Raw genomic sequence first — 21098 nt, forward strand, 5'->3', positions numbered from 1 at the left:
CTCCTTTCCTGGATAGGAGGTTTCTTAAACCTCTTTTATGATCCGCTCCAGCTCTTCAAAGAGCCGGTCCATCTCTTCATCCGTGCCAATGGTGATCCGCAGGCTGTTGTTAAGCCCCGGAGTCTTAAAGTACCGCACATAGATCTGTTTTTCCTTCAGCGCCTGAAAAATCCCTTCCGCCCCCGCCTTCCTGTGAGTGACAAAAATAAAATTGGCCTGGGAATCCGGAAAGGTAAAGCCAAGCTTTGCCAGCCGCTTTTTGGCCCTCTCTCTGGAAGCCACAATCTGTTTTACCCTTTTTTCAAAATAAGCCCGGTCCTTTACCGCCTCCGCTCCCAGAATCTGGGAAGGCAGGTTCATCGTATATGAATTGTAGGAATATTTTACATCGTTTAACGCCCGGATCAGATCGGGATGGCCCATGGCAAAGCCGATCCGCAATCCGGCCAGCGACCGTGATTTGCTGAAGGTCTGGATCACCAGAAGGTTTTCATAGCGGTCCAGAAGGCTTAAGGCCGAAGGGCCTGCAAAATCGATATACGCTTCGTCCACCATGACCACCGCATCCTGATTGTTCCTTAAGATCTCTTCCACCTGATCTAAGGGCATATATACACCCGTAGGGGCGTTTGGGTTCGGAAAAATAATTCCGCCTGTGTTTCCATGATAATCAGCCGGGTCAATGGTAAAATCCTCTCTTAAAGCCGGCGTTTCATAGGGGATTTTAAAAAGCTCTGACCATACTTTATAAAAGGAGTAGGTCACCTCAGGAAATCGAATGGGCTTTTGTGCGTTAAAAAAGGTCATAAAAGCCATGGCGATCACATCATCAGAGCCGACCCCCACAAAAATCTGATCCTCTTTCAATCCGTAATACTCTGCCAGAGCCTCGGTCAAAACAGACGCCGCCGGATCGGGATATTTGCGCAGCCCATCCGTATTAAACTCTTTTAAAGCCTTTATCACGCCGGGGGCAGGGGGATATGGGTTTTCATTTGTATTTAATTTAACCAGGTTTTCACCCTTCGGCTGCTCTCCCGGAACATAAGGGGTCACCCGGCGGATCGTATTTTCCCAAAGTCTCATGATCATTCTCCTCTCAGCCCATACGCCTTTGCGATTCTCTTAAAGCCCGGCAGGGAACGCCGGATCTGGTCATAGGATACACAATAGGATATCCTTACATATCCAGGGCAGGCAAAGGAGCTGCCCGGCACCACCAGGATACGCTCCTGCCTGCAGGCCTCGCAGAATTTCTTCTCATCCGGTTCCGGTGATTTCACAAACATATAAAAAGCTCCCTGAGGCTTTACACATTCAAATCCAGCCTCCCTAAGCCCCTGATACAAAAGATTCCTGTTTCTGTCATATGCCTCAAGATCCGCCTGCTCATCTACACAGCGCATAATCACCCGCTGCATAAGAGAGGGGGCATTAACGGAGCCTGTGACCCGATTGGCAATCACAGCCGCGTTAAATACCTCGCTGCTATCCGTCAGCTCATCCGGGATCACCAGATAGCCGATGCGCTCGCCGGGAAGAGACAGGGATTTGCTGTAGGAATAGCAGACCACTGTATTATGATAAAATTTTGTTACATAGGGCACCTCAGCGCCGTCATAAGCCAGTTCTCTGTAGGGTTCATCAGAAATCAGCACGATCTGGGTTCCAAAGGCCTTCTCTTTTTCCTCTAAAATCGAGCCAAGACGGGTAAGTGTCTCGGCAGAATAGATCACGCCGGTGGGGTTGTTGGGCGTATTGATGATCACGGCCTTTGTCCGCTCTGTGATTCGTCTGGAAAGTTCTTCCAGATTCGGCTGAAAGGTATCTGTATCCGGCAAAACGACCTCCAGTATGCCGTCATAATTGCGGACATAATTTCCATATTCCACAAAATACGGGGCAAAGGTGAGAACCTGGTCTCCCGGATCTAACAAGGTCTTGAGAATTACATTCAGGCCGCTGGCCGCTCCCACGGTCATCAGAATATTTCCCATATGAAAGGCCGTATGAAAGCGCCGGTTTAAGGAAGCTGCTATGGCTTCCCTTACATCCTCAAAGCCTGCATTGTTCATATAGCCGTGGACCAGTGCAGACGGTTCCTCCCTGACAATGTCGCAAATTGCCTGGTTCACTGCCGCCGGAGCGGGCACATTAGGGTTTCCCAGGCTGAAATCGAATACGTTTTCCGCCCCGTACACGGCGGCCAGACGTTTCCCCTCCTCAAACATGGCGCGAATAGCTGAATTATTGTTTACGAGCGGGGTCATTTTTTTTGAAATCATACTCATGTCCTCTCTTTCCGGGCAAAAGCCGGCGCATTGTCCGCTCCGACCGCTGTCCTGCCGGCACAACGCAGCGGTTTTTGCCGATTTATGACAGCGAAAAACGCAGCGGAGGCTGCTCACTTGATTGTATCCTTGATGGTAAGGATTGTCAATACAAGGAGTAAATTTCTCCGCTGCGCCGTATGGGCATTATTTACTGCTGTGCCGGGCGCCCCGCCGCTTCTGCTATTCCTGCAAACAGGGCTTCTATTTCCGGAGTAATGGCGTCGGGCCATAGCGTCGCGGCAATGTCGCTTCCATCTTTCATAAGCACAGAAACCGGCATGGTGTATCTCAGCTCTTTTTCCGGCTTACAAAGTCCGTTCATATCCGCCAGATCACGATTTCTTAAAGCCGGCATCAGCGTTTCAATGTCCTTCGGAGCATCAAACAGCAGACTGCCTGTTTCCTGATAATGAGGATTCTCTCTCTGAAGCGCCGACAGCGTTTCTCCTTGAGGCAGTTCCTCGCTTACACCATACTCATCCATAAAAGCAGATGAGACGTCTATGGAAATACTGACTGTGTTTTCCGGTACAAAATATGTTTCCGGTCTCTGCCCCAGTGTTTCCAGAACCTTAAGCGTATTCGTAAAGGAGGGATAGACCGGCCAGTGTATTGCGGCGTCGGTCAGATAATCCCCCATTTTCTCTGCCGGAGGGACGGCTCCCATAACCCCCTCTCGATCCAGCCCCAGGGCGATTCTCACCTTCTCTTCATAGCAGGCAGACGCTCGGTTCGCAAGTTCCCCCTGATGCTCTGCCATATACCGGCAGACATCCTTTCGCACAAGCTGCAGAGATGCCACCGGATCCTCCTTCCTGCGCTCCTTAATCGTCTGAGCCATGAGATCCTGCTGATAAGCGGTCAGCAGCCTCTCTATCTCATCCCTCTCTGTGGTTCTTAGGCTGTCGATGGCCCCGGCCTGACAGGATGCATATCCGATCTGCTCCGGTGTTTCCGTCAAAATCGGATACAGTCCCCTCTTATAGGCCTCCTGATCATAAACAGTCTCATAAGCCTTATAAGCCTCTGACGTATCCTTCAGATTCACCCAGTATTGCCGGCGGACGGTGCGTCCGTTTTTTAACGTATAGGATACGGTCACTTGAGAACCGTATATATTCATATGGTCAGCCCCTTCCTTTGCTGCCACAAAAACCGATGCAGGCCCGTCAGCTCCGCCGATTACGGACACAGCCGTTCCATCGGGATACACATCAGAAACCGCAGACAGTCCGGCCTCCCCAGGATCCAGTTCTTCTTCCCATCTGGCAAGATTCATTTCCCTGCTCTCTTTTACGTAGTCACAGCCTGCCTGAGCAATGGCCAGCACGGCCTCAGAGTCAGTAAGCTTCATATGCTCTCTTACATATTCCCTCGGCGTCCTGTATTTTATCTCCTTCCCTTCTTCTTTCTCCTCCACCATAGGCTCTGATACAAGAAAACGGCTGTCGTTTGAGATCTCCAGACTGGAATATTCAATCTCCTCTGCCTTTGGCATATAGGAATCATATCCATACCAGTCATACCGGTAGCCGCAAAAAACCAGCACGCCGGCCGCCAGGCAAAAAGCCAGCTGAAGTCTGTGGGAAAAGAGCTTCTTAAAGTCAAGATGATATATAATCTCTGTAATACAGTGAGTAAGCACAATCCCCACTGCAATCCCAAAAATCCCCCATTTTACCTGGCTTTGAAGGGCCCAGAAGAAAAGTCCTCCTCCCAGTCCGCCAAGAAGGACCATCAGGACGCGGATCGGCGCCATGGTTCGTTTAAAAGCCATGGCTCTTCCCGCCGCCTCCAGAGGACGCAGGCGGTAAAGCTCCAGAGATACGCCAGTCAGCGCCAGCCATGCAAACGCCGTTTTTACCGCTTCCTTCAGATATCCGCCTCTATTCTCCCCGGCCACGGCGGCGGACCAGATATAGGCTCCTAAAGGCGACAGCCTGCGGAGCATCCATGTATAAGGCGACTGACTTATATTCCAGACATCATCCGGCGCCGTCACAAAAAAGGTACTGGCATAATTTGCAAGAATCCATGCCGCCAGAGGAAAGAAGGCAAAAAAGACCGTCGTCCCCAAAAGCCCCACTGCCACATTTCCCGTCATCATCATGGCAGCCGTAACAGTGCCGTACAGCAGGCTGTAATATAAAAGGTTCATCCCAAATCCAACCGCCATCTGTCCTATAAATCCATCCGGCGAAACGCCGTAGGCTGCCGCCGCCGCCACAAACAGAAGGCAGCCCGTCAGGTAAGCCGCCGCCGGAATCAGGAGGCCGTTCAGATACCGCGCCGCGAATATCATTTCCCTTCTCACCGGAATACTGTGGTAAAAATCCACCTTTTTCCTGTTGTGAAGATAGGAAAAGCCGGTTACTCCCACGATCACTGCAGCCGCCAGAAACAGCGTGACCATTGCTCCGTTTCCGTAAGAGACCTGATCCAGCACGGCTTCTGTTTTACATATTTTCACAAACTCCTGATACTGCTCTGGGGTCAGCCCCTTCTTCTGCATAAAATCAAGCAGGCTGTATGCTGAATATCCGGTGCGCTGAGCATTTTCCAGCGTAAGGGCAAGATTGACCGGCATAGCAAAGAAAAATATCAGAAGAAGCAGGGCGATCACCCAGACCCGCCGCTTCATATCCTCCTTCATCAGTCTCCAAAGCTTCGCAAAAACGCCTTTAGAACACAAGCTTTTTAATGTCATATCCAGCCACCTCCGTTTCACTGATAAAGATCTCCTCCAACGTCAGAGGGATACATTCAAAAAATACCGGCTCATAGGCCTTTATCTTCTCCTCCACCTCTTCTCTGGTTCCCCGGACAGTCAGGGTAAGCAGTCTGCCCCTCTGCTCGGATGACAGACACTTAAGGGTCACCAGATCCTCAGGCCCCATACCTGGCTGCAGGACACACTGGATCTTGTGGATGTTTAATTTCATATCATCAAGATCCCTTGAAAGCAGGATGCCGCCCTTGTGGAGCAGGCCCACATGGTCGCAGATATCCTCCAGTTCCCGCAGATTGTGGGAAGCAATGATAGGGGTTAAATTTCTGTCCTCCATATCAGCGGCAAATATACTTTTTACCGCCTGGCGCATCACCGGATCCAGGCCGTCAAAGGTCTCGTCGCAGAAGAGGTACTCCGTGTTGGCACAGATCCCGCAGATCACCGACACCTGCTTTTTCATACCCTTTGAAAATGTATGGATCCTGCGCTTTTCATCCAGGCAGAAGCTTTTCATCAGTCGGTGAAAACGCTCCCTGTCAAACCGGTCATATACCCTGGAATAATAGGTCATCATATCAAGGGGCGAAGCGTTGCTGAAGAAATACATCTCATCAGAGATATAAAAGAATTTCTTCTTTGCCTCTGTATTTTCATAGATCTCCTGACCGTCGAGGGTGATCTGCCCCTCATCAGGCTTTAAAATACCGCTGGCAAGACGCAAAAAAGTAGATTTTCCCGCGCCGTTTGTACCGATCAGCCCAAATACGCTCCCCTCCTGGATCACCGCGTCAATATGATCGACCGCCAGAATATCCTCAAACCGTTTCGTCAGCTGTACTGCCTGTATCATGTTCCATGCCCCCTTCTCTCTTATTTTCCTTCTTATCCAGCACCCGTTCCATCCTCTCCCGGATCCGGTCTGCCCCGATACCAATCTGAAGCCCTTCCTTTACCGCCTCGTCAAAGCGCATTTCCCACTCCTTATGGCGGCTGCTCCTTAACCGGCTTCCCTCAGCCACGAAACTGCCCTTTCCCTTGACGGAATAGATATATCCTCTCCGCTCCAGCTCCACATAGGCCCGCTGGATCGTGTTGGGGTTGATGGAAAGCTCCGTAGCAAGACTGCGGACCGAAGGAAGCTTCATATCCTCTGTCAGAACTTCCTGGAACATCAATTCTTCAAACCGTTCCGTGATCTGCTCATAAAGAGGCCTCCGGTCCCTGTAATCCAGCACGATCATAGAGATCTCTCCTTTCTCTGTCTCAACTGTACTAATATCGTTAATACAGTTATCCTGAGACCAGAGTACCATGGGCCGTTCCAAAATACAATAACAATTTTCTTACGATTTTCTTTTCCGGCAGATAAACGCAAAAAGGCGCGGCATAAAGCGCCGCGCCTGAATCATATCAATGCTGGTAAAACATATTTGGTTTTTACTTCTGAGGGCCAGCGGATACCAGTGCCTTTCCAGCTGCGTTGCTCTCGTACTTGGCGAAATTCTTAATGAATCTGCCGGCCAGATCCTGTGCCTTAGCATCCCACTCTGCAGCGTCTGCATAGGTATCTCTTGGATCCAGGATCTTTGGATCTACACCAGGAAGCTCTGTGGGAACTTCAAAATTAAAATATGGAATGGTCTTGGTAGGAGCATTTTTGATATCCCCGTTTAAGATCGCATCAATAATCCCGCGGGTATCCTTAATGGAGATACGCTTGCCTGTACCGTTCCATCCTGTATTTACAAGGTAGGCCTTTGCGCCGCTTTTTTCCATTCTCTTAACCAGCTCTTCTGCATACTTGGTTGGATGCAGTTCTAAGAAAGCCTGGCCAAAGCAGGCGGAGAAGGTAGGAGTAGGCTCTGTGATGCCGCGCTCTGTACCTGCAAGCTTTGCTGTAAAGCCGGACAGGAAATAATACTGTGTCTGCTCTGGGGTCAGCTCAGAAACAGGAGGCAGTACGCCGAAGGCATCTGCGGACAGGAAGATCACGTTCTTTGCTGCAGGGCCTGCTGAAACAGGGCGAACGATCTTCTCAATATGTTCAATGGGGTAGGATACACGGGTGTTCTCGGTTACGCTCTTGTCATCGAAATCGATCTTGCCCTCTGCATCCAGAGTAACATTTTCAAGCAGAGCATCACGGCGGATGGCATTGTAGATATCTGGCTCAGACTCCTTATCCAGGTTGATTACCTTTGCGTAGCAGCCGCCTTCGAAGTTGAATACTCCGTTGTCATCCCAGCCGTGCTCATCATCACCAATCAGCAGTCTCTTTGGATCTGTGGACAGAGTGGTCTTTCCAGTGCCGGACAGGCCAAAGAAGATAGCGGTATTTTCACCATTCATATCAGTATTTGCGGAACAGTGCATTGCGGCAATGCCCTTTAACGGCAGATAGTAGTTCATCATGGAGAACATACCCTTCTTCATCTCACCGCCATACCAGGTATTGATAATAACCTGCTCACGGCTTGTGATATTGAATACCACGGCTGTCTCAGAGTTTAAGCCCAGTTCCCTGTAATTCTCCACCTTTGCCTTGGAAGCGTTGTAGACAATAAAATCAGGCTCAAAGTTCTCTAACTCCTCATCCGTAGGCTGGATGAACATATTGGTAACAAAGTGTGCCTGCCACGCCACCTCCATGATGAAGCGGATTGCCATACGGGTGTCCTTGTTTGCGCCGCAGAATGCGTCTACCACATAAAGCTTTTTATTGGACAGCTCCTTTTTGGCGATTTCCTTTACAGCCTTCCATGCTTCCTCCGATGCGGGATGGTTGTCATTCTTGTACTCGTCAGAAGTCCACCATACTGTATCTTTGGAGTTCTCATCTACCACGATGAATTTGTCTTTGGGAGAACGGCCGGTGTAGATGCCTGTCATAACATTGACTGCACCAAGCTCACTGACCTGTCCCTTCTCGTAACCTTCCAGTTCTGGTCTGGTCTCTTCTTCAAATAACAGTTCGTAAGAAGGATTGTGTACGATCTCAGTTGTTCCGGTAATGCCATACTTGCTTAAATTGATCTCTGCCATGTTACATTTACCTCTTTTCTTTCCTGTGATATGATGTGAAATGATGTAGATGTGAATCATTGGTTTATAAAACCAAATTCATGTTTATTATCTCACCTAATCGTTAAAAAGTCAACAATTCCCAATTAACAAAATCATAATTTTCTCATATTTTCACACAATAGTATCCAATTCTTTCGCCATACCCTCTGCTTATATGACAAATATCACATATTTCTCCTGTTTTCAGTCTGTATAAAACAAATACCGGCTGCCGGGCAAAAGCCCGGACGGCCGGTATTTATCCATGTGTATAAAAGGACTGCTTCTTAGTCCTCCTTGATCTTTACGATGACCTTCCGGATCGGAGCAGGCTCACCGTCTGCTGCCTTCGGCTTGTGCGCATCCCACGAATGGAAGATCATATACTGATCCGCCTTTACAACCGCCTGAAGGCCAGGAACCGTATTTTCATAAAGCGTTACATCCTTATCGGGATTATAAGGCGTCTTTACCTCCATCTCATGTACGGGCGCATAGGTCATAACCTCGCTTCCCTCAATGACATACTGAATATCTGTGTAATGCTCATGAGACTCATACTTTGCCTCTTCCCACGGGATGGTAGTGTAGGAGGTTACATTGGCGTATACGTCTTTTCCGTCAATCTCATGCTTGCCATCCTCCAGTGCTGCCAGGTCCGTATTCATAAGAAAATCAACGGCCTTTGCGTAACGTTCCCCGATTCCCAAACTGCGGTAAAAATTAAGATTTTTCTTCTCGTCAAAAATCATGATCCTGCTCTCCTTTGCCTTCTGTATTCAACAGTGTTCTGTCCATTCACAGTATACGCCAAAGGAAGAGGAAACTCAACCCTTTTATTCAGATGTATCCCCTGTACTCAAGTACGAGTACCTTTCTATAAGACGGCTATTTAAAAAATTCATGGCCGCCGTGTGCAAAGAGATAGGTAAGACTTGAATCAAACCATGAGGCCTGTCTCCCCGATGCCTGACGGTTCATAAAGTAAAGGGCTCCGTTTGAATAGTCCTCACCGTCTAAGGCACGATCTACACACCGGATTGTATCAGGCGTTACCTTTACGGAATTAATCCTGCCGTTGGATACAGGCTGGAACTGGGAACGCTGGTACACAACCCCCTTTACCGTATTGGGGAAACGCTTTGACAGCACCCGGTTGATGATCACATCCGCCACCAGGATCTTTCCCTTGTCATCGCAGATGCCGGCTTCCGCCTGGACAATGCGAAGGAGGATCTGATAATCCTCGTCTGAAATCTGGATCCTTCTTGCGGCCCGTCTCTGCTCTTCTGCCTTTCTTCTGGCTTCCTCCTCTTCCTTCTCTTTTAAAATCTGTTTCTGCAGGGCTTCGATCTGTGTCTGGGCCGCTGCCTCTTTTCTCTGTTTCTCCCGGACATCCTGTTCCAGAAGCGCGCCGGCCAGATGCTGGCTTTCGCTGTCTGTATTTAAAAGTCCGAATTGTATTTTTGCTTCCGTAACAAAGCTGCTTCCTCCGGATATCACTTCCTCTTCCGGCTCCTCAGATTCTTCTGTGCTCTCCTGGATTCTTGGAGCTGCCAGGGCATTTTTGCCGCTGCCTCCGAATCCGCTTGCGCCAAAGGCTACAACGGCAATAACCACAGCCCCCGCCATCATAACAGAAGAAGTGCGGTACTGCTCTTTTTTCACCTTAACTGCCAGTGACTTTACAAAGAGAAATACCGATTGGAGGAACGAATGCAATGTAAGCATACATACTCCTCTTTTCTTTCCTGGGATCCAAAGGGATCCCATATGTCGACAAGTTGCTTCAGATCAGGTTGATAAGGGGGGATCCCCCACTTTGAACCTGTTTTGCTGGGATGTACGGGTATTATATGGGATTTGGTCTCTTTCGTCAACAGAACTTTTACAACTTTGTTACATTTTTTTCTTGTCTGGAAATGATTTTTCATTGCATTGTGGATTTTGTATGTTTTATTACAATTTTTTGCTGTTTTTTCTGCGATATGGTGATTTTATTTTTACATTTTTATTACATTATTGTTAATTTTTATTTTTGTCAATTTATTGTCAAATGCGCTTTTTAGTTTTATGTAAACTATTTTTACAATTTTTTTATGGAATATCCCTGGCTGCAGCCTGATTTTCCCCTCTGTCGAACAAGCGCGAAATATGGGAGTGTTCCCCACTTGTAACACTTTTGTAACAAAAAAGGAAGCCCTGTTTTCAGGACTTCCCATATGTCCGAAGAGTTTTCTCACTCTTCTCCCTGTTCTTTTAAATAGGCCTGATACTCTTCTACCGGCATCTCAAGCCCCGTATACAGCTGGTAGGCCGCTGCCCCCTGCCACAAAAGCATTCCTTTTCCGCCCACTGTCTTGCAGCCGACCTCCCTGGCCTCGCGAAGAAGTCTGGTTTCCAGCGGATTATAGACCACATCCGCCACCACCAGCTCTGGCCGAAGCATGGTAAGATCCGTAATCAGAGTGGTCTTTGCGTGAGGTTTCATACCAGCTGAGGTGCCGTTTACCAAAATATCCGCCTGGGCGATCTCTCTGCGAAGGCTTTCTGTATCATCCATAGCGAATACCTGTACCCTGCACTCCGGTGTCTCCGTTTCAAGCATGGCTGCTGTATGCTTTGCCCGCTCAAGAAACGGATCCCTGGGATTAAAGATGGAAATAGAAGCTGCTCCGTCCAGAGCGCACTGAACCTGGATGGCTGTGGCAGCGCCGCCGGCGCCCAGGATGACCATTCTGCTGCCCTTTACCTCTACGCCGTTGGCCCTTAAATTATTTACAAAGCCTACGCCGTCGGTCATATGGCCGGTGAGACGGCCATTGTCATTTACAATGGTATTGACTGCTCCCACAATCCTGGCAGCCGCAGACAGCTCATCCATGTATTTTACCGTCTCATTTTTACAGGGCATGGTCACATTGCAGCCCCGCATCCTGAGAGTGCGGACCGCATCCATGGCCTCCCCCACCTGATCCTCTTTGATATCAAACGCCAGATAGGCATAATCCAGGCCATGGTAGCGAAAGCAGAAGTTATACATATCCGGAGACCCGGAATGTCCGATGGGGCTTCCAATCAATCCCATCAGTCCTGTTGTTCCCTTGATCCTTTGTTCCATTTGTCTCATCCTCCTGTAATCATCTGGACGCTTCTTCCTCCATGCGATGAAGCTTTTCCACTAATTCTCTGCAAATTTCTTCCCCCGTTTTCCGGTCGGTCTCGATCACAAGATCCGCGGCTGCCATATATCTTTCCCTTCGCGCCTCCATCAGGGCCGAAATTCCTTCTACTGTCTTATTGTTTTCAATAAGAGGACGGTCATGATTGTCCTTTACCCGTTCCAGAATAGTCTCAGGATGGGCCGTAAGCAGAACCACCCGGCCGTTTTTCTTCATCTCAGCTACATTTCTCTCCCGCATGGGGACACCGCCCCCGCAGGAGATCACCGCATTGGATCTGGCCTGCAGTTCAATTAAAAGCTCCGTCTCCAGATCTCTGAAATAAGGCTCACCCTTCGTCTCAAATATCTTTGAAATGCGCATTCCTTCCCTTTCTTCAATCAGGGCATCCATTTCAATGCGCTCCATCCCCCAGCCTGTTCTTAAGAGTTCTGCAATGGTGCTTTTTCCGGCCCCCATAAAACCGATCAGCACAACGTTATAGTCAAACATACTCGCTCTCCCTTTTAAAATTTCCCCTGGTCCCAGAAGATTTTCCTCCGGATCCAGGGGATTTTTCTCACGGCAGAAACCGTCCTATTCCTGTTCCAGGATAACCTTTGCAGGACACTTGGCGGAGCACTTGCCGCAGTTAGTACATTTTTCATAATCGATCACAGCCAGATTGTTATCCATATGGATTGCATCTGACTCACACTGTCTGGTACACAGGGTACAGCCGATACAGCCGGCCTGGCAGGCAGCCTTTACATCTTTTCCCTTGTCATGGCTGCTGCACTGTACCAGATGCTTTGCGCTGTAAGGCACAAGCTGGATCAGGCCCTTGGGACAGGCGGCCACACATTTGCCGCAGGCCACACATTTTTCCTTATCTACTGCCGCCACGCCGTCTATTACATGGATGGCATCAAACTGGCAGGCCTTCACACAGGAACCAAAGCCCATACAGCCGTAGCTGCAGGCCTTGGGGCTGCCGCCGGGAACTACCGTTGCCTTGGCGCAGTCTTCTATACCTGTGTATGTATAAAGCGTCTTTGTCTGACCGCAGCTGCCCTTGCAGCGCACAAAAGCCACCTTCTTCTCAGCCGCATCTGCTGATACGCCTAAGATAGCGGCAATCTTCTCCCCTACGGGAGCGCCTCCTACCGGACAGGCATTCGCAGGAGCCTCTCCGGCCGCAATCGCCTTTGCCAGTGCGTCGCAGCCTGCGAAACCGCAGCCGCCGCAGTTATTGCCTGGAAGTTCTTCCCGGACAGCCAGTTCTTTTTCATCTACTTCGACCTTAAATTTCTCGCCAAAAAGGCCCAGGCCGATTCCTACTACGATACCCACCACCGCAATCACAGCGGCGGCTATGATAATTGCCATAATATTCATCTTCGTCTCCTCCTTTTACAGCAATCCGGAAAATCCGAAAAATGCAATGGCCATCAGCCCGGCTGTTACAAGAACGATAGGAGATCCCTGGAAGTTGTATGGGATGTCATTTCCCTCGATACGCTCGCGTATACCAGCTAAAAGCACGATGGATACCGTATATCCTGCAGCCGTGGCAAACCCGTTTACCACGCTCTCAATGATACTGTAGTTATTCTGCACATTCGTCAAAGCCACGCCCAAAACGGCACAGTTGGTAGTGATTAACGGCAAAAACACACCCAGAGCGTTATACAGAGACACCATACATTTCTTCAGGAACATTTCCACAATCTGCACCAGGGCGGCGATTACCAGTATAAAGACAATGGTCTTCAGGTAATCAAGACCCAGGGGCTCTAAGATAAACTTATACAGCACGCTGGCCGTGACGGAAGCAATGGTAATAACAAAGATAACCGCACCGCCCATACCCGCTGCCGTCTCTACCTTCTTTGATACGCCGACGAAGGAACAGATGCCAAGGAACTGGCTTAAGACCACATTGCTGACAAACGCGGAGCTTACGGCTATTACAAGTAATTCTTTCATCTACTCTCTCCTCCTATTCTTCCGTCTTTTCTTTACAGCTTGCACAGTCGCCGCAGCAGCCGGTTTTCTTCTTATCCTTGTTGGAACCGTTGGTCGCACAGGGCAGCTTGAGCTTATTCTGCAGGGCGGTCAGGCAGGCCAGAACGAAAAATGCGCCGGGAGCCAGGATGAAAATGGAGATAGGCTCATAGGAAGCAGGCATCACCTGGAAACCAAAGATAGTTCCGGCTCCCAAAAGTTCTCTTGCGCCGCCGATTAAAATCAGGGCTATGGTAAAGCCAAGTCCCATCCCAAGACCGTCAAAGGCAGATACCAGCGGCTTGTTCTTCATTGCAAATGCCTCAGCCCGTCCCAGGATGATACAGTTTACAACGATAAGAGGAATATAGATCCCCAGAGCGCTGTAAAGAGAAGGAGTGAATCCCTCCATCAGCATATCTACAATGGTAACCAGGGAAGCTACCACTACGATCTCGCCGGGCAGCCGCACGCGGGCGGGGATAATATTGCGCAGGGCAGAGATCAGGATATTTGCCGCAACCAGAACCGCGGTGGTGGAAAGGCCCATGCCCGCGCCGTTGGTGGCGGAAGTGGTTACTGCTAACGTAGGACAAAGCCCCAGCATCTGAATAAAGATGGGATTCTCTTTCCATACGCCGTTATAAATTCGTTCGGTATATTTATTCATCTCTCACGCCTCCTACTTTCCTATGCAGTTTTCTACGAAATAGATCGCCGCATTTGCAGCGCCCGTCACTGCCTTTGAGGTATAGGTAGCGCCGCTGATGGCCTGGATCTGGTTATCGGAAGAAGGCGCTGTTTTTGTGACCTCCAATGTCTGGGCCTGCTTTCCTGTAAACTGTCCCTTAAACTCTGGCTCCTCTGCCTTCATTCCAAGGCCCGGCGTCTCGCTGATGCTCAAAAATCCAATTCCTGTCAGGGTTCCCTCGGTGGTAATGCCTGCGGTAATCTGGATCAGGCCGTTATAGCCGTCGGTAGAACTGGCAGTAATCAGATAGCCTAACAGCGTGCCGTCAGCAGCCTCTGCCTTCTGAGCCGCGTCAACGGTCACATTTCCAAAGCCCTGCTCTGCGATCTTGGCCGCGCTGGCGGTTACAGCCTCCTTTAACTCATCCGTCTGTTCAAAAGAGGCAGCTTCCGGAAATACCTCTTTATAGGTGGCCGTATTGGCAGCCAGCTGAGCTTTCTCTATCGGCCCTAACGTCACCTCATGGACGGTGCCCAGGCAGGCGCCTGCCACAAGGGTAATGACAAAGAGAAGAAATGCGTCTTTCATGATACCTTTCATGCCTTTTTAGCCTCCTTTCCGAATGCTTTTGGAAGGGTCACGCGCTCGATCATGGGCACGAAAAGATTGCTTAAAATGATTGCGTAGGAAACACCCTCAGGAGATGCGCCCCACAGACGGAAAATACCAGTCAAAAGGCCAAGGATCACACCGAATACGATCTGTCCCTTGGGAGTAATGGGGCTTGTCACATAGTCGGTGGCCATAAAGAAGGCTCCAAAGATCAGTCCGCCTCCGCATACCTGGCAGATCACATAATTTAAGTCAAAGCCGCCGAAAATAAATACGAATACAGCTAAGGTCAATATGTAGGTTACAGGGATCTTCCAGCTGATGACCTTTTTTACGATCAGGTAGATGCCGCCGATCAAAAGGGCAATCACAGAAACCTCGCCGATGGTTCCGGGGATCCGTCCCACTACCATGGCTGCCAGATCCACACTGCCGCCGGCCCGCATGGATGCCAGGGGCGTTGCGCCGGAGATACTGTCAAAGCCCAGCTTTGCAGATGAGAAATCATTCATATGACCTGCAAAGGAAATCAAAAGGAAGCATCTTGCCGCCAGGGCCGGGTTCATGAAATTCTGCCCCAGGCCGCCGTACAGCTGCTTTACCACGATAATGGCAAATACACCGCCAAGCATGGGGATCCAGACCGGGATCTCCGGCGGCATATTTAACGCCAGGATCATACCTGTTACCAGGGCGCTGCCGTCCATAATGGTGATGGGGCGGTGCATCAGCTTTTCATATACATATTCGCTCGCAATACAGGCAGCTACTGTTGCCAGGATCACAAGCAGCGCATAGAAGCCGAAATTATATACCCCGAAGGCTGCTGCCGGGAGCATGGCGATGGCCACGTCCAGCATCAGGCTCTGGGTATCCACGCTGCATCTCACATGAGGAGATGAAGATACATTTAATAATTTATTCATGACTTTTGTACCCTCCTACCCTTTCTTCCTGCGGTTCGCCGCAACGGTCTTTCTCATTTCCTTAAAGGCCTGAGTCAGAGGACGTCTGGCTGGACAGATGTAGGTACAGCTTCCGCATTCCATACATTCCATGCCGTTGACCTTCTCGAAGCGCTCGCAGTCATTTCTCAGTGCAGCCTGCATCATCATCACAGGGACAATACGGCTGGGACATACGCTCACGCAGCGTCCGCAGCGGATACAGGCCGTAGACTCCAGGGCAGATACCTGATCCTTTGTAAAGCAGGTCAGCGCGGATGAGGTCTTGCTTACGGGGATGTCCACTGTGAAAAGGGCCTGTCCCATCATGGGGCCTCCAGAGATGATCTTTTCCGGCTCTTCCTTAAATCCGCCGGCCGCTTCGATAAGCTCCTGGTAATTCGTACCCAGTTTTACGTTAAAATTGCAGGGCGTATGTACCGCATCGCCGGTGATGGTGATGATCTTGCGCATCAGGGGCGTGGTCTTGCAGACTGCCATGTAAACAGAAATAACCGTATCCACATTGTCTACGATACAGCCCGCGTCTGCGGGAAGCATAGAGGAATTGACCTTTCTTCCTGTAACCGCGTAGATAATAGACCGCTCTCCGCCCTGCGGATACTTGGTAAGCAGAGGACATACAGTGATACGCGGCTCATCCTTTACAAGCTCCTCCAGCTTCTTAATCGCCTCAGGCTTGTTGTTCTCCACCGCGATTACGCCCTTTGCATGGTCAAAGAGCTGAAGAATCACCTTTAAGCCTCCGATCAGCTTTTCCGGCTCCTCGATCATCAGACGGTAATCACTGGTCAGATAAGGTTCGCACTCAGCGCCGTTTACAATGACATAATCAATAGCGTTCTCATCCTTTGGCGTCAGTTTTACGTGGGTCGGGAAGCCTGCGCCGCCCAGTCCTACGATACCCGCCTCTTTTACAATAGAACGGATCTCTTCTTTTGACAGTGTCTTTGGATCCCTGTCATTTCCCAGACCTTCTATGGTCTCATAAGTTCCGTCATTTTCAACGATTACAGACGGAACCACAGCGCCGTTGGCCGTACGCCTTGGCTCTACCGCCTTTACCGTACCAGATACGGAGCAGATCACATTCGCAGAAATAAAACCGCCTGCCTCTCCGATCTTCTGTCCCGCCAGAACCCGGTCGCCCTTTGCCACCAGTGGCTTTGCGGGAGCGCCTATGTGCTGAGACATAGGATAAACCAGTTCGCCCTTCGGAAGCAGGACCTGAATCGGTTTGCTTTCAGACAGTTCTTTCCCTTCGTATGGATGGATACCGCCTTTAAAAGTCGCCAGACCCATAGATTTTTCCCTTCTTTCTTGTACTTTTCTCGTTTTAGCAAATCTTTTACAGCCTTATCAGTATAGCATAAATAAAGCGTGTATACAACATGGAAACCTATCGTTAAAATATAAACTATTTGTAACTGTTCAGGACGGCGGGAAAACAGGTGCAAAAACAGGCGTTAAGCTTGCTTATAAGCATGATTTTGCACCTGTTTTCACATCGGAGGAACCTCCGATGCTTCTTGAATGACCAAAGGCATTCAAGAAGATGCCCCATCCTGAATCATTACAATTACACTGTTTATCTTTTTATCCATTCCGGATTGTACTAAAAAGGCAGCAGATGATTTCAATCTGCCGCCTTTTAGACAAAACAATTTTTTTGTCGGAATGTGCCTTATTTCCGGCTCATACCGTATTACCGTATAAAGTTGGTGCGCTTTCTCTCTGTCTCCGCCGCCGGGATACAGACTCCGGCCCTTTTCCCGGCTTCAATACATTTTAAAAGCCAGGCCATATTCCTGCCCAGAGTACGCATGATCTGCATTCCCTCTTCATCCTCTGCCGTCTCCTGCGCCGACGTTCCATGAACCATATTCCAATACTGAGAGGAAACCACAGGCATCTGGTTAATGGTAAAATATTTGTTCAGCTGATCCAGTGCCGCCGTGGTTCCTGCTCTCCTTGCAGATACAACGGCCGCTCCCGGCTTATGAGCCGCCGCCGCGCCGCCGCAGTAAAAGAAACGGTCTAAAAATGAAGTGATGGCCCCGCTGGCAGAAGCATAGTGAACCGGAGAACCCACAATCAGTCCATCACATTCTTTCATCTTTGCTACTGCAGTGTTTACCAGATCATCGTCATGGACACATTTTCCCAGCCTGGCGCAGGCGCCGCAGCCCATGCAGCCCCAGACCTGGCGGCCTCCCACATGAAGGATCTCCGTCTCGATTCCCTCTTTTTCCAGCTCCTTTGCGGCCTCGCATAAGGCAGTCCAGGTGCATCCCTCCTTGTGAGGGCTTCCGTTTAACATCAATACTTTCATTTTTCACATCCTCCTTGATTGATTCATCCGATTCCGTCTCCAGACATTTCTCCGATACAGCCCAGAAGATCTTCCTTCGTAAGTTTTGCCAGAGAAATCCCCTCTCCTGTTACCACCTGATCCGCCAGTTCCCGCTTTGTTTCCTGAAGCTTTAAGATATTTTCTTCAACGGTGTTCTGGGTAATCAGGCGGTAAACCGTGACCTGTTTTTCCTGGCCGATGCGGTGGGCCCGGTCAGTGGCCTGATTCTGGGCCGCCACATTCCACCATGGATCATAATGGATCACAATATCTGCCGCTGTCAGGTTAAGCCCCGTACCGCCGGCCTTCAAACTGATGAGAAACACGGGGACTGTATCCTTTGAAAACAGGGATACCAGCCGGAGGCGCTCTTCCTTGGACACCGCCCCCGTAAGCTTATAACAGGCGATCTTCTCTTTTTCCAGCCTCTCCCCTATCAGTTCCAGCATGGAGGCGAACTGGGAAAACACCAGGATTTTGTGCTCTCCCTCTACCCCGCGGCGAATCAGATCCACACAGGTCTCCAGCTTGGCGGAGCCTGCCCTGTAATCCTTTAGGCACAGCCGGGGATCACAGCAGATCTGGCGCAGGCGCATCAGCCCCGAAAGGATCTGGAGTTTCCCTCCCCCGTCTGCACAGCCGCCGCTTTCCAGCTCCTTTTTTAATTCCAGGGCTTTTGCCGCATACAGTGTCCTCTGTTCCCCTTCCAGATGTGAGTATACCACCTGTTCCACCTTATCGGGAAGCTCCTTTAGTACATCTTTTTTCACACGGCGCAGCACAAAGGGATCAATCAGGCGTTTCAGCCTCTCCAGTGTCTCCCTGTCTCCCTCTTTTACAATGGGGATCTCATATTCTCTGCGAAACACCCCGGGGCCAAAGAGAAATCCGGGCATTACATAGTCGAAGATGCTCCACAGCTCACCCAGCCGGTTCTCCACCGGAGTGCCGGTAAGGGCAAACCGCGAGCGAACGCGTAGAGCCTTTACTGCTCTGGCGCTCTGAGTGGCGGCATTTTTTATATACTGTGCCTCGTCTATGATCTGAAACCGAAATTCAATTCCCTCATAAAAAGAGATATCCCGCTTGAGCAGGTCATAGGAGGTAACGGCGATTTCACAGGCAGAGGGGTCGTTTTTAAGCGCCTGTATCCTTTCCTCGCGATCAGCTCCGTTTCCCGCAATGGACCAGACCTTCCGATCCGGTGCAAACCGTCGGATCTCATACTCCCAGTTATAAACCAGAGACGCCGGACATACTACCAGGGTTGGAAAGCGCTCTCCCTGCTCATAAGCATCCTCTAATAGAGCGATAACCTGCAGTGTCTTTCCCAGTCCCATATCGTCTGCCAGAATCCCTCCAAAACCGCAGTGATCCAGCATCTTAAGCCACCGGTATCCCGTTTTCTGGTATTCCCTAAGCACATCCTTTAAACGCTCCGGCACCGGCTCTTCACTGTCCTCCACTGACTTGATGCCGCGAACCACCGCCTTAAACAGCTGATCTCTGTAAAATGCCACTCCGGGCTCTTCTTTCAGTATATGATCCAGATACAGCGCCCGATAAGCCGGCAGACGCATTTTTCCTTTTTCCAGTTCTTTTTTACTGATTCCCAATTCGCCGGCCAGCCGGGTGATGGTATAGATTCCCCCTTCCTCCAGTCTCAGAAACTGGCCGCTTTTGAGGCGGTAATATTTTTTCTTCTGACTGTAGGCCGTCAGTATCTTTGCCAGCTCACCGGCTGCAAATTCTCCCGGATCTACCGTCAGTTCCAGCCAGCCAGATACCGACTGCACTGAGGCCCTGATCTTAAGAGGAGGCAGAATCCTCCAGTTTTTCATATTTTCTGCCAGATATACCTCCCCCAGGGCCTTAAATTCTTCCATACCTTCATTCAGGAGACGATAAAGCCCTTCTTCGTCTTTTCGGATCACCAGGCGTCCGTCCTGACTGTCCTTACACTTAAAATACTTACTGATCACCTGGCTGATCTTAAACTCTCCCGGCACATCACGGCACACCGTCCGGGACAGCTCCTCATCCTCCACAGGATGAAACCTGTATTCTCCATATGACAGGCATGGCTCCATATATAAAGCTCCATCAGACCCGCCTTCAAAGAAAAACTCTGCCCTCAAAGGCTCTGTACTGTAGGCGTCAAGGTCTACTCCCTCCTGACGAATCTTTCCAAACGTTTCCAGAGCCTTTAAAACCCGTTGAGAAAAGAGAGGGATATCCCGTTCCGCCACCATCACCTCCTGTTCTCGTTCCCTGCGGATCTGCTCCAGGAAAATACCCGCCGCCTGCAAAAACCTTTCGCTGCACTGGTAAATATACCTTCCTGCCACAATATAGAGGTGGCGTTCGCCCTTAAAGGCCGCCTGAATAGCCTGGGTCTGCTCTGTCCGTTCCAGGATTCCCTCCAGACGCACCCGTATGCCATCTCTCCCATATTTGCCTGCATGGATGGAAAGAATGGGATCCTCCCTTACTACCCGGAACAGGCCTTTTGCGTTTCCCGGAAGGCGCATCTCTATCATCTGCCCCTCTTCCGTTTCCGGGAGGGCCTCAAAAAAGCGGTCCCTGTCCATACGGCCAAGGGTCAGTTCCCGAACCGCCTTCTGCTTCTCTCCAATGGTTATAATCAGCGATAAAAGCCTTCTGCTTTCCGGTTCAAAGGCCGTTTTCTGATGGTGGAAGGCAAGTTCCCGTCCATAAGACACAAACGCGCCCGTCTCTACTGCCCCGCAAAACGCACCCAGATCCCGCAGCGTATAGAACCTGCTTTTTCCGATCTTACACTCCATACGCACCTGGCTGCCCTCCAAAGACAGCACCGGTATCAGACGCACTCCGGTTTCCTGCTCTCCCAGGATATCCGCCACGGCCCGGTTCGTATACTCCCGAATCATTGCATGGGCCTGAGAAGAGGTGTGAACCGGCGGCATTAAGGTTTCCTTCTGGTATTCCTTATAATACGCAAAAAGGGCCTCCCCATGGGCGCAGATGCCCCTATAAGAATTCCCTTCTGCACAGGTACAGGAATAATCCTTCACCTGACCATTTTTCAGATACAGCTGCACCCGAAAGGTGCGGGCCTGGTCCTCCACCAGGCCCTTTACACCAGCCTCTCCCTTCCAGAAGCTGCTGGTCTCCATTTTTACGATCTTCATTGACATGAA

Annotated in this window: 17 protein-coding genes and 1 pseudogene; all 18 read right to left on the bottom strand. The window is 50.1% G+C overall.

Annotated elements, in window-relative coordinates; genetic code table 11:
* Positions 1-24: 24 nt before the first annotated feature.
* Positions 25-1086 (bottom strand): histidinol-phosphate transaminase, encoded by a 1062-nt coding sequence (gene hisC / locus HW447_RS03580; protein WP_176253959.1) that lies wholly within the window; start codon positions 1084-1086, stop codon positions 25-27.
* Between the two features lie 2 nt (positions 1087-1088).
* Positions 1089-2285, bottom strand: a complete 1197-nt coding sequence (locus HW447_RS03585; RefSeq protein ID WP_176253960.1) for a pyridoxal phosphate-dependent aminotransferase — start codon at positions 2283-2285, stop codon at positions 1089-1091.
* 196 nt (positions 2286-2481) lie between these two features.
* Positions 2482-5061 carry a DUF6449 domain-containing protein gene (locus tag HW447_RS03590; protein WP_176253961.1) on the bottom strand — a complete coding sequence of 860 codons (2580 nt, stop codon included), beginning with the start codon at positions 5059-5061 and terminating at the stop codon, positions 2482-2484.
* The gene (locus tag HW447_RS03595; RefSeq protein WP_176253962.1) at positions 5015-5914 is read right to left on the bottom strand and encodes an ABC transporter ATP-binding protein; all 900 of its coding nucleotides are present in this window, start codon (positions 5912-5914) and stop codon (positions 5015-5017) included. The genes HW447_RS03590 and HW447_RS03595 overlap by 47 nt, the downstream gene beginning before the upstream one ends.
* On the bottom strand, positions 5880-6305 hold the full coding sequence (locus tag HW447_RS03600) for a GntR family transcriptional regulator (protein ID WP_176253963.1): 426 nt from the start codon (positions 6303-6305) through the stop codon (positions 5880-5882). Before HW447_RS03600 ends, HW447_RS03595 begins: the two co-directional genes overlap by 35 nt.
* A 196-nt stretch (positions 6306-6501) precedes the next feature.
* Positions 6502-8106, bottom strand: a complete 1605-nt coding sequence (gene pckA / locus HW447_RS03605; protein ID WP_176253964.1) for a phosphoenolpyruvate carboxykinase (ATP) — start codon at positions 8104-8106, stop codon at positions 6502-6504.
* Between the two features lie 308 nt (positions 8107-8414).
* Positions 8415-8879, bottom strand: coding sequence for a YhcH/YjgK/YiaL family protein (locus tag HW447_RS03610; RefSeq protein WP_176253965.1), 465 nt, complete (start codon positions 8877-8879; stop codon positions 8415-8417).
* Positions 8880-9015: 136 nt separating this feature from the next.
* Positions 9016-9858 (bottom strand): cell wall hydrolase, encoded by an 843-nt coding sequence (locus HW447_RS03615; RefSeq protein ID WP_176253966.1) that lies wholly within the window; start codon positions 9856-9858, stop codon positions 9016-9018.
* A 508-nt stretch (positions 9859-10366) separates the two neighbouring features.
* Entirely contained in the window at positions 10367-11248 is an 882-nt protein-coding gene (locus HW447_RS03620) for a shikimate dehydrogenase (protein WP_176253967.1), read from the bottom strand.
* Positions 11249-11267: 19 nt separating this feature from the next.
* Positions 11268-11801, bottom strand: a pseudogene (locus tag HW447_RS03625) (shikimate kinase); the annotation flags it as partial.
* Positions 11802-11885: 84 nt separating this feature from the next.
* Positions 11886-12686 (bottom strand): RnfABCDGE type electron transport complex subunit B, encoded by an 801-nt coding sequence (locus HW447_RS03630; RefSeq protein ID WP_176253969.1) that lies wholly within the window; start codon positions 12684-12686, stop codon positions 11886-11888.
* A gap of 15 nt (positions 12687-12701) precedes the next feature.
* On the bottom strand, positions 12702-13277 hold the full coding sequence (locus HW447_RS03635; protein ID WP_176253970.1) for an electron transport complex protein RnfA: 576 nt from the start codon (positions 13275-13277) through the stop codon (positions 12702-12704).
* Between the two features lie 13 nt (positions 13278-13290).
* Complete coding sequence (gene rsxE, locus HW447_RS03640; RefSeq protein ID WP_176253971.1) at positions 13291-13965, bottom strand: electron transport complex subunit RsxE; 675 nt, start codon at positions 13963-13965, stop codon at positions 13291-13293.
* A 12-nt stretch (positions 13966-13977) separates the two neighbouring features.
* Positions 13978-14586, bottom strand: a complete 609-nt coding sequence (locus tag HW447_RS03645; protein ID WP_176253972.1) for an RnfABCDGE type electron transport complex subunit G — start codon at positions 14584-14586, stop codon at positions 13978-13980.
* The gene (locus tag HW447_RS03650; protein ID WP_176253973.1) at positions 14583-15524 is read right to left on the bottom strand and encodes an RnfABCDGE type electron transport complex subunit D; all 942 of its coding nucleotides are present in this window, start codon (positions 15522-15524) and stop codon (positions 14583-14585) included. The genes HW447_RS03645 and HW447_RS03650 overlap by 4 nt, the downstream gene beginning before the upstream one ends.
* A gap of 15 nt (positions 15525-15539) precedes the next feature.
* Positions 15540-16865 (bottom strand): electron transport complex subunit RsxC, encoded by a 1326-nt coding sequence (gene rsxC / locus HW447_RS03655; RefSeq protein WP_176253974.1) that lies wholly within the window; start codon positions 16863-16865, stop codon positions 15540-15542.
* A 403-nt stretch (positions 16866-17268) separates the two neighbouring features.
* Entirely contained in the window at positions 17269-17895 is a 627-nt protein-coding gene (locus HW447_RS03660) for a flavodoxin family protein (RefSeq protein ID WP_176253975.1), read from the bottom strand.
* A 23-nt stretch (positions 17896-17918) separates the two neighbouring features.
* Positions 17919-21089, bottom strand: a complete 3171-nt coding sequence (locus HW447_RS03665; RefSeq protein WP_176254052.1) for a DEAD/DEAH box helicase — start codon at positions 21087-21089, stop codon at positions 17919-17921.
* Between the last annotated feature and the right edge of the window lie 9 nt (positions 21090-21098).

Source organism: Enterocloster alcoholdehydrogenati (assembly GCF_013282095.1).
GTDB lineage: Bacteria > Bacillota > Clostridia > Lachnospirales > Lachnospiraceae > Enterocloster > Enterocloster alcoholdehydrogenati.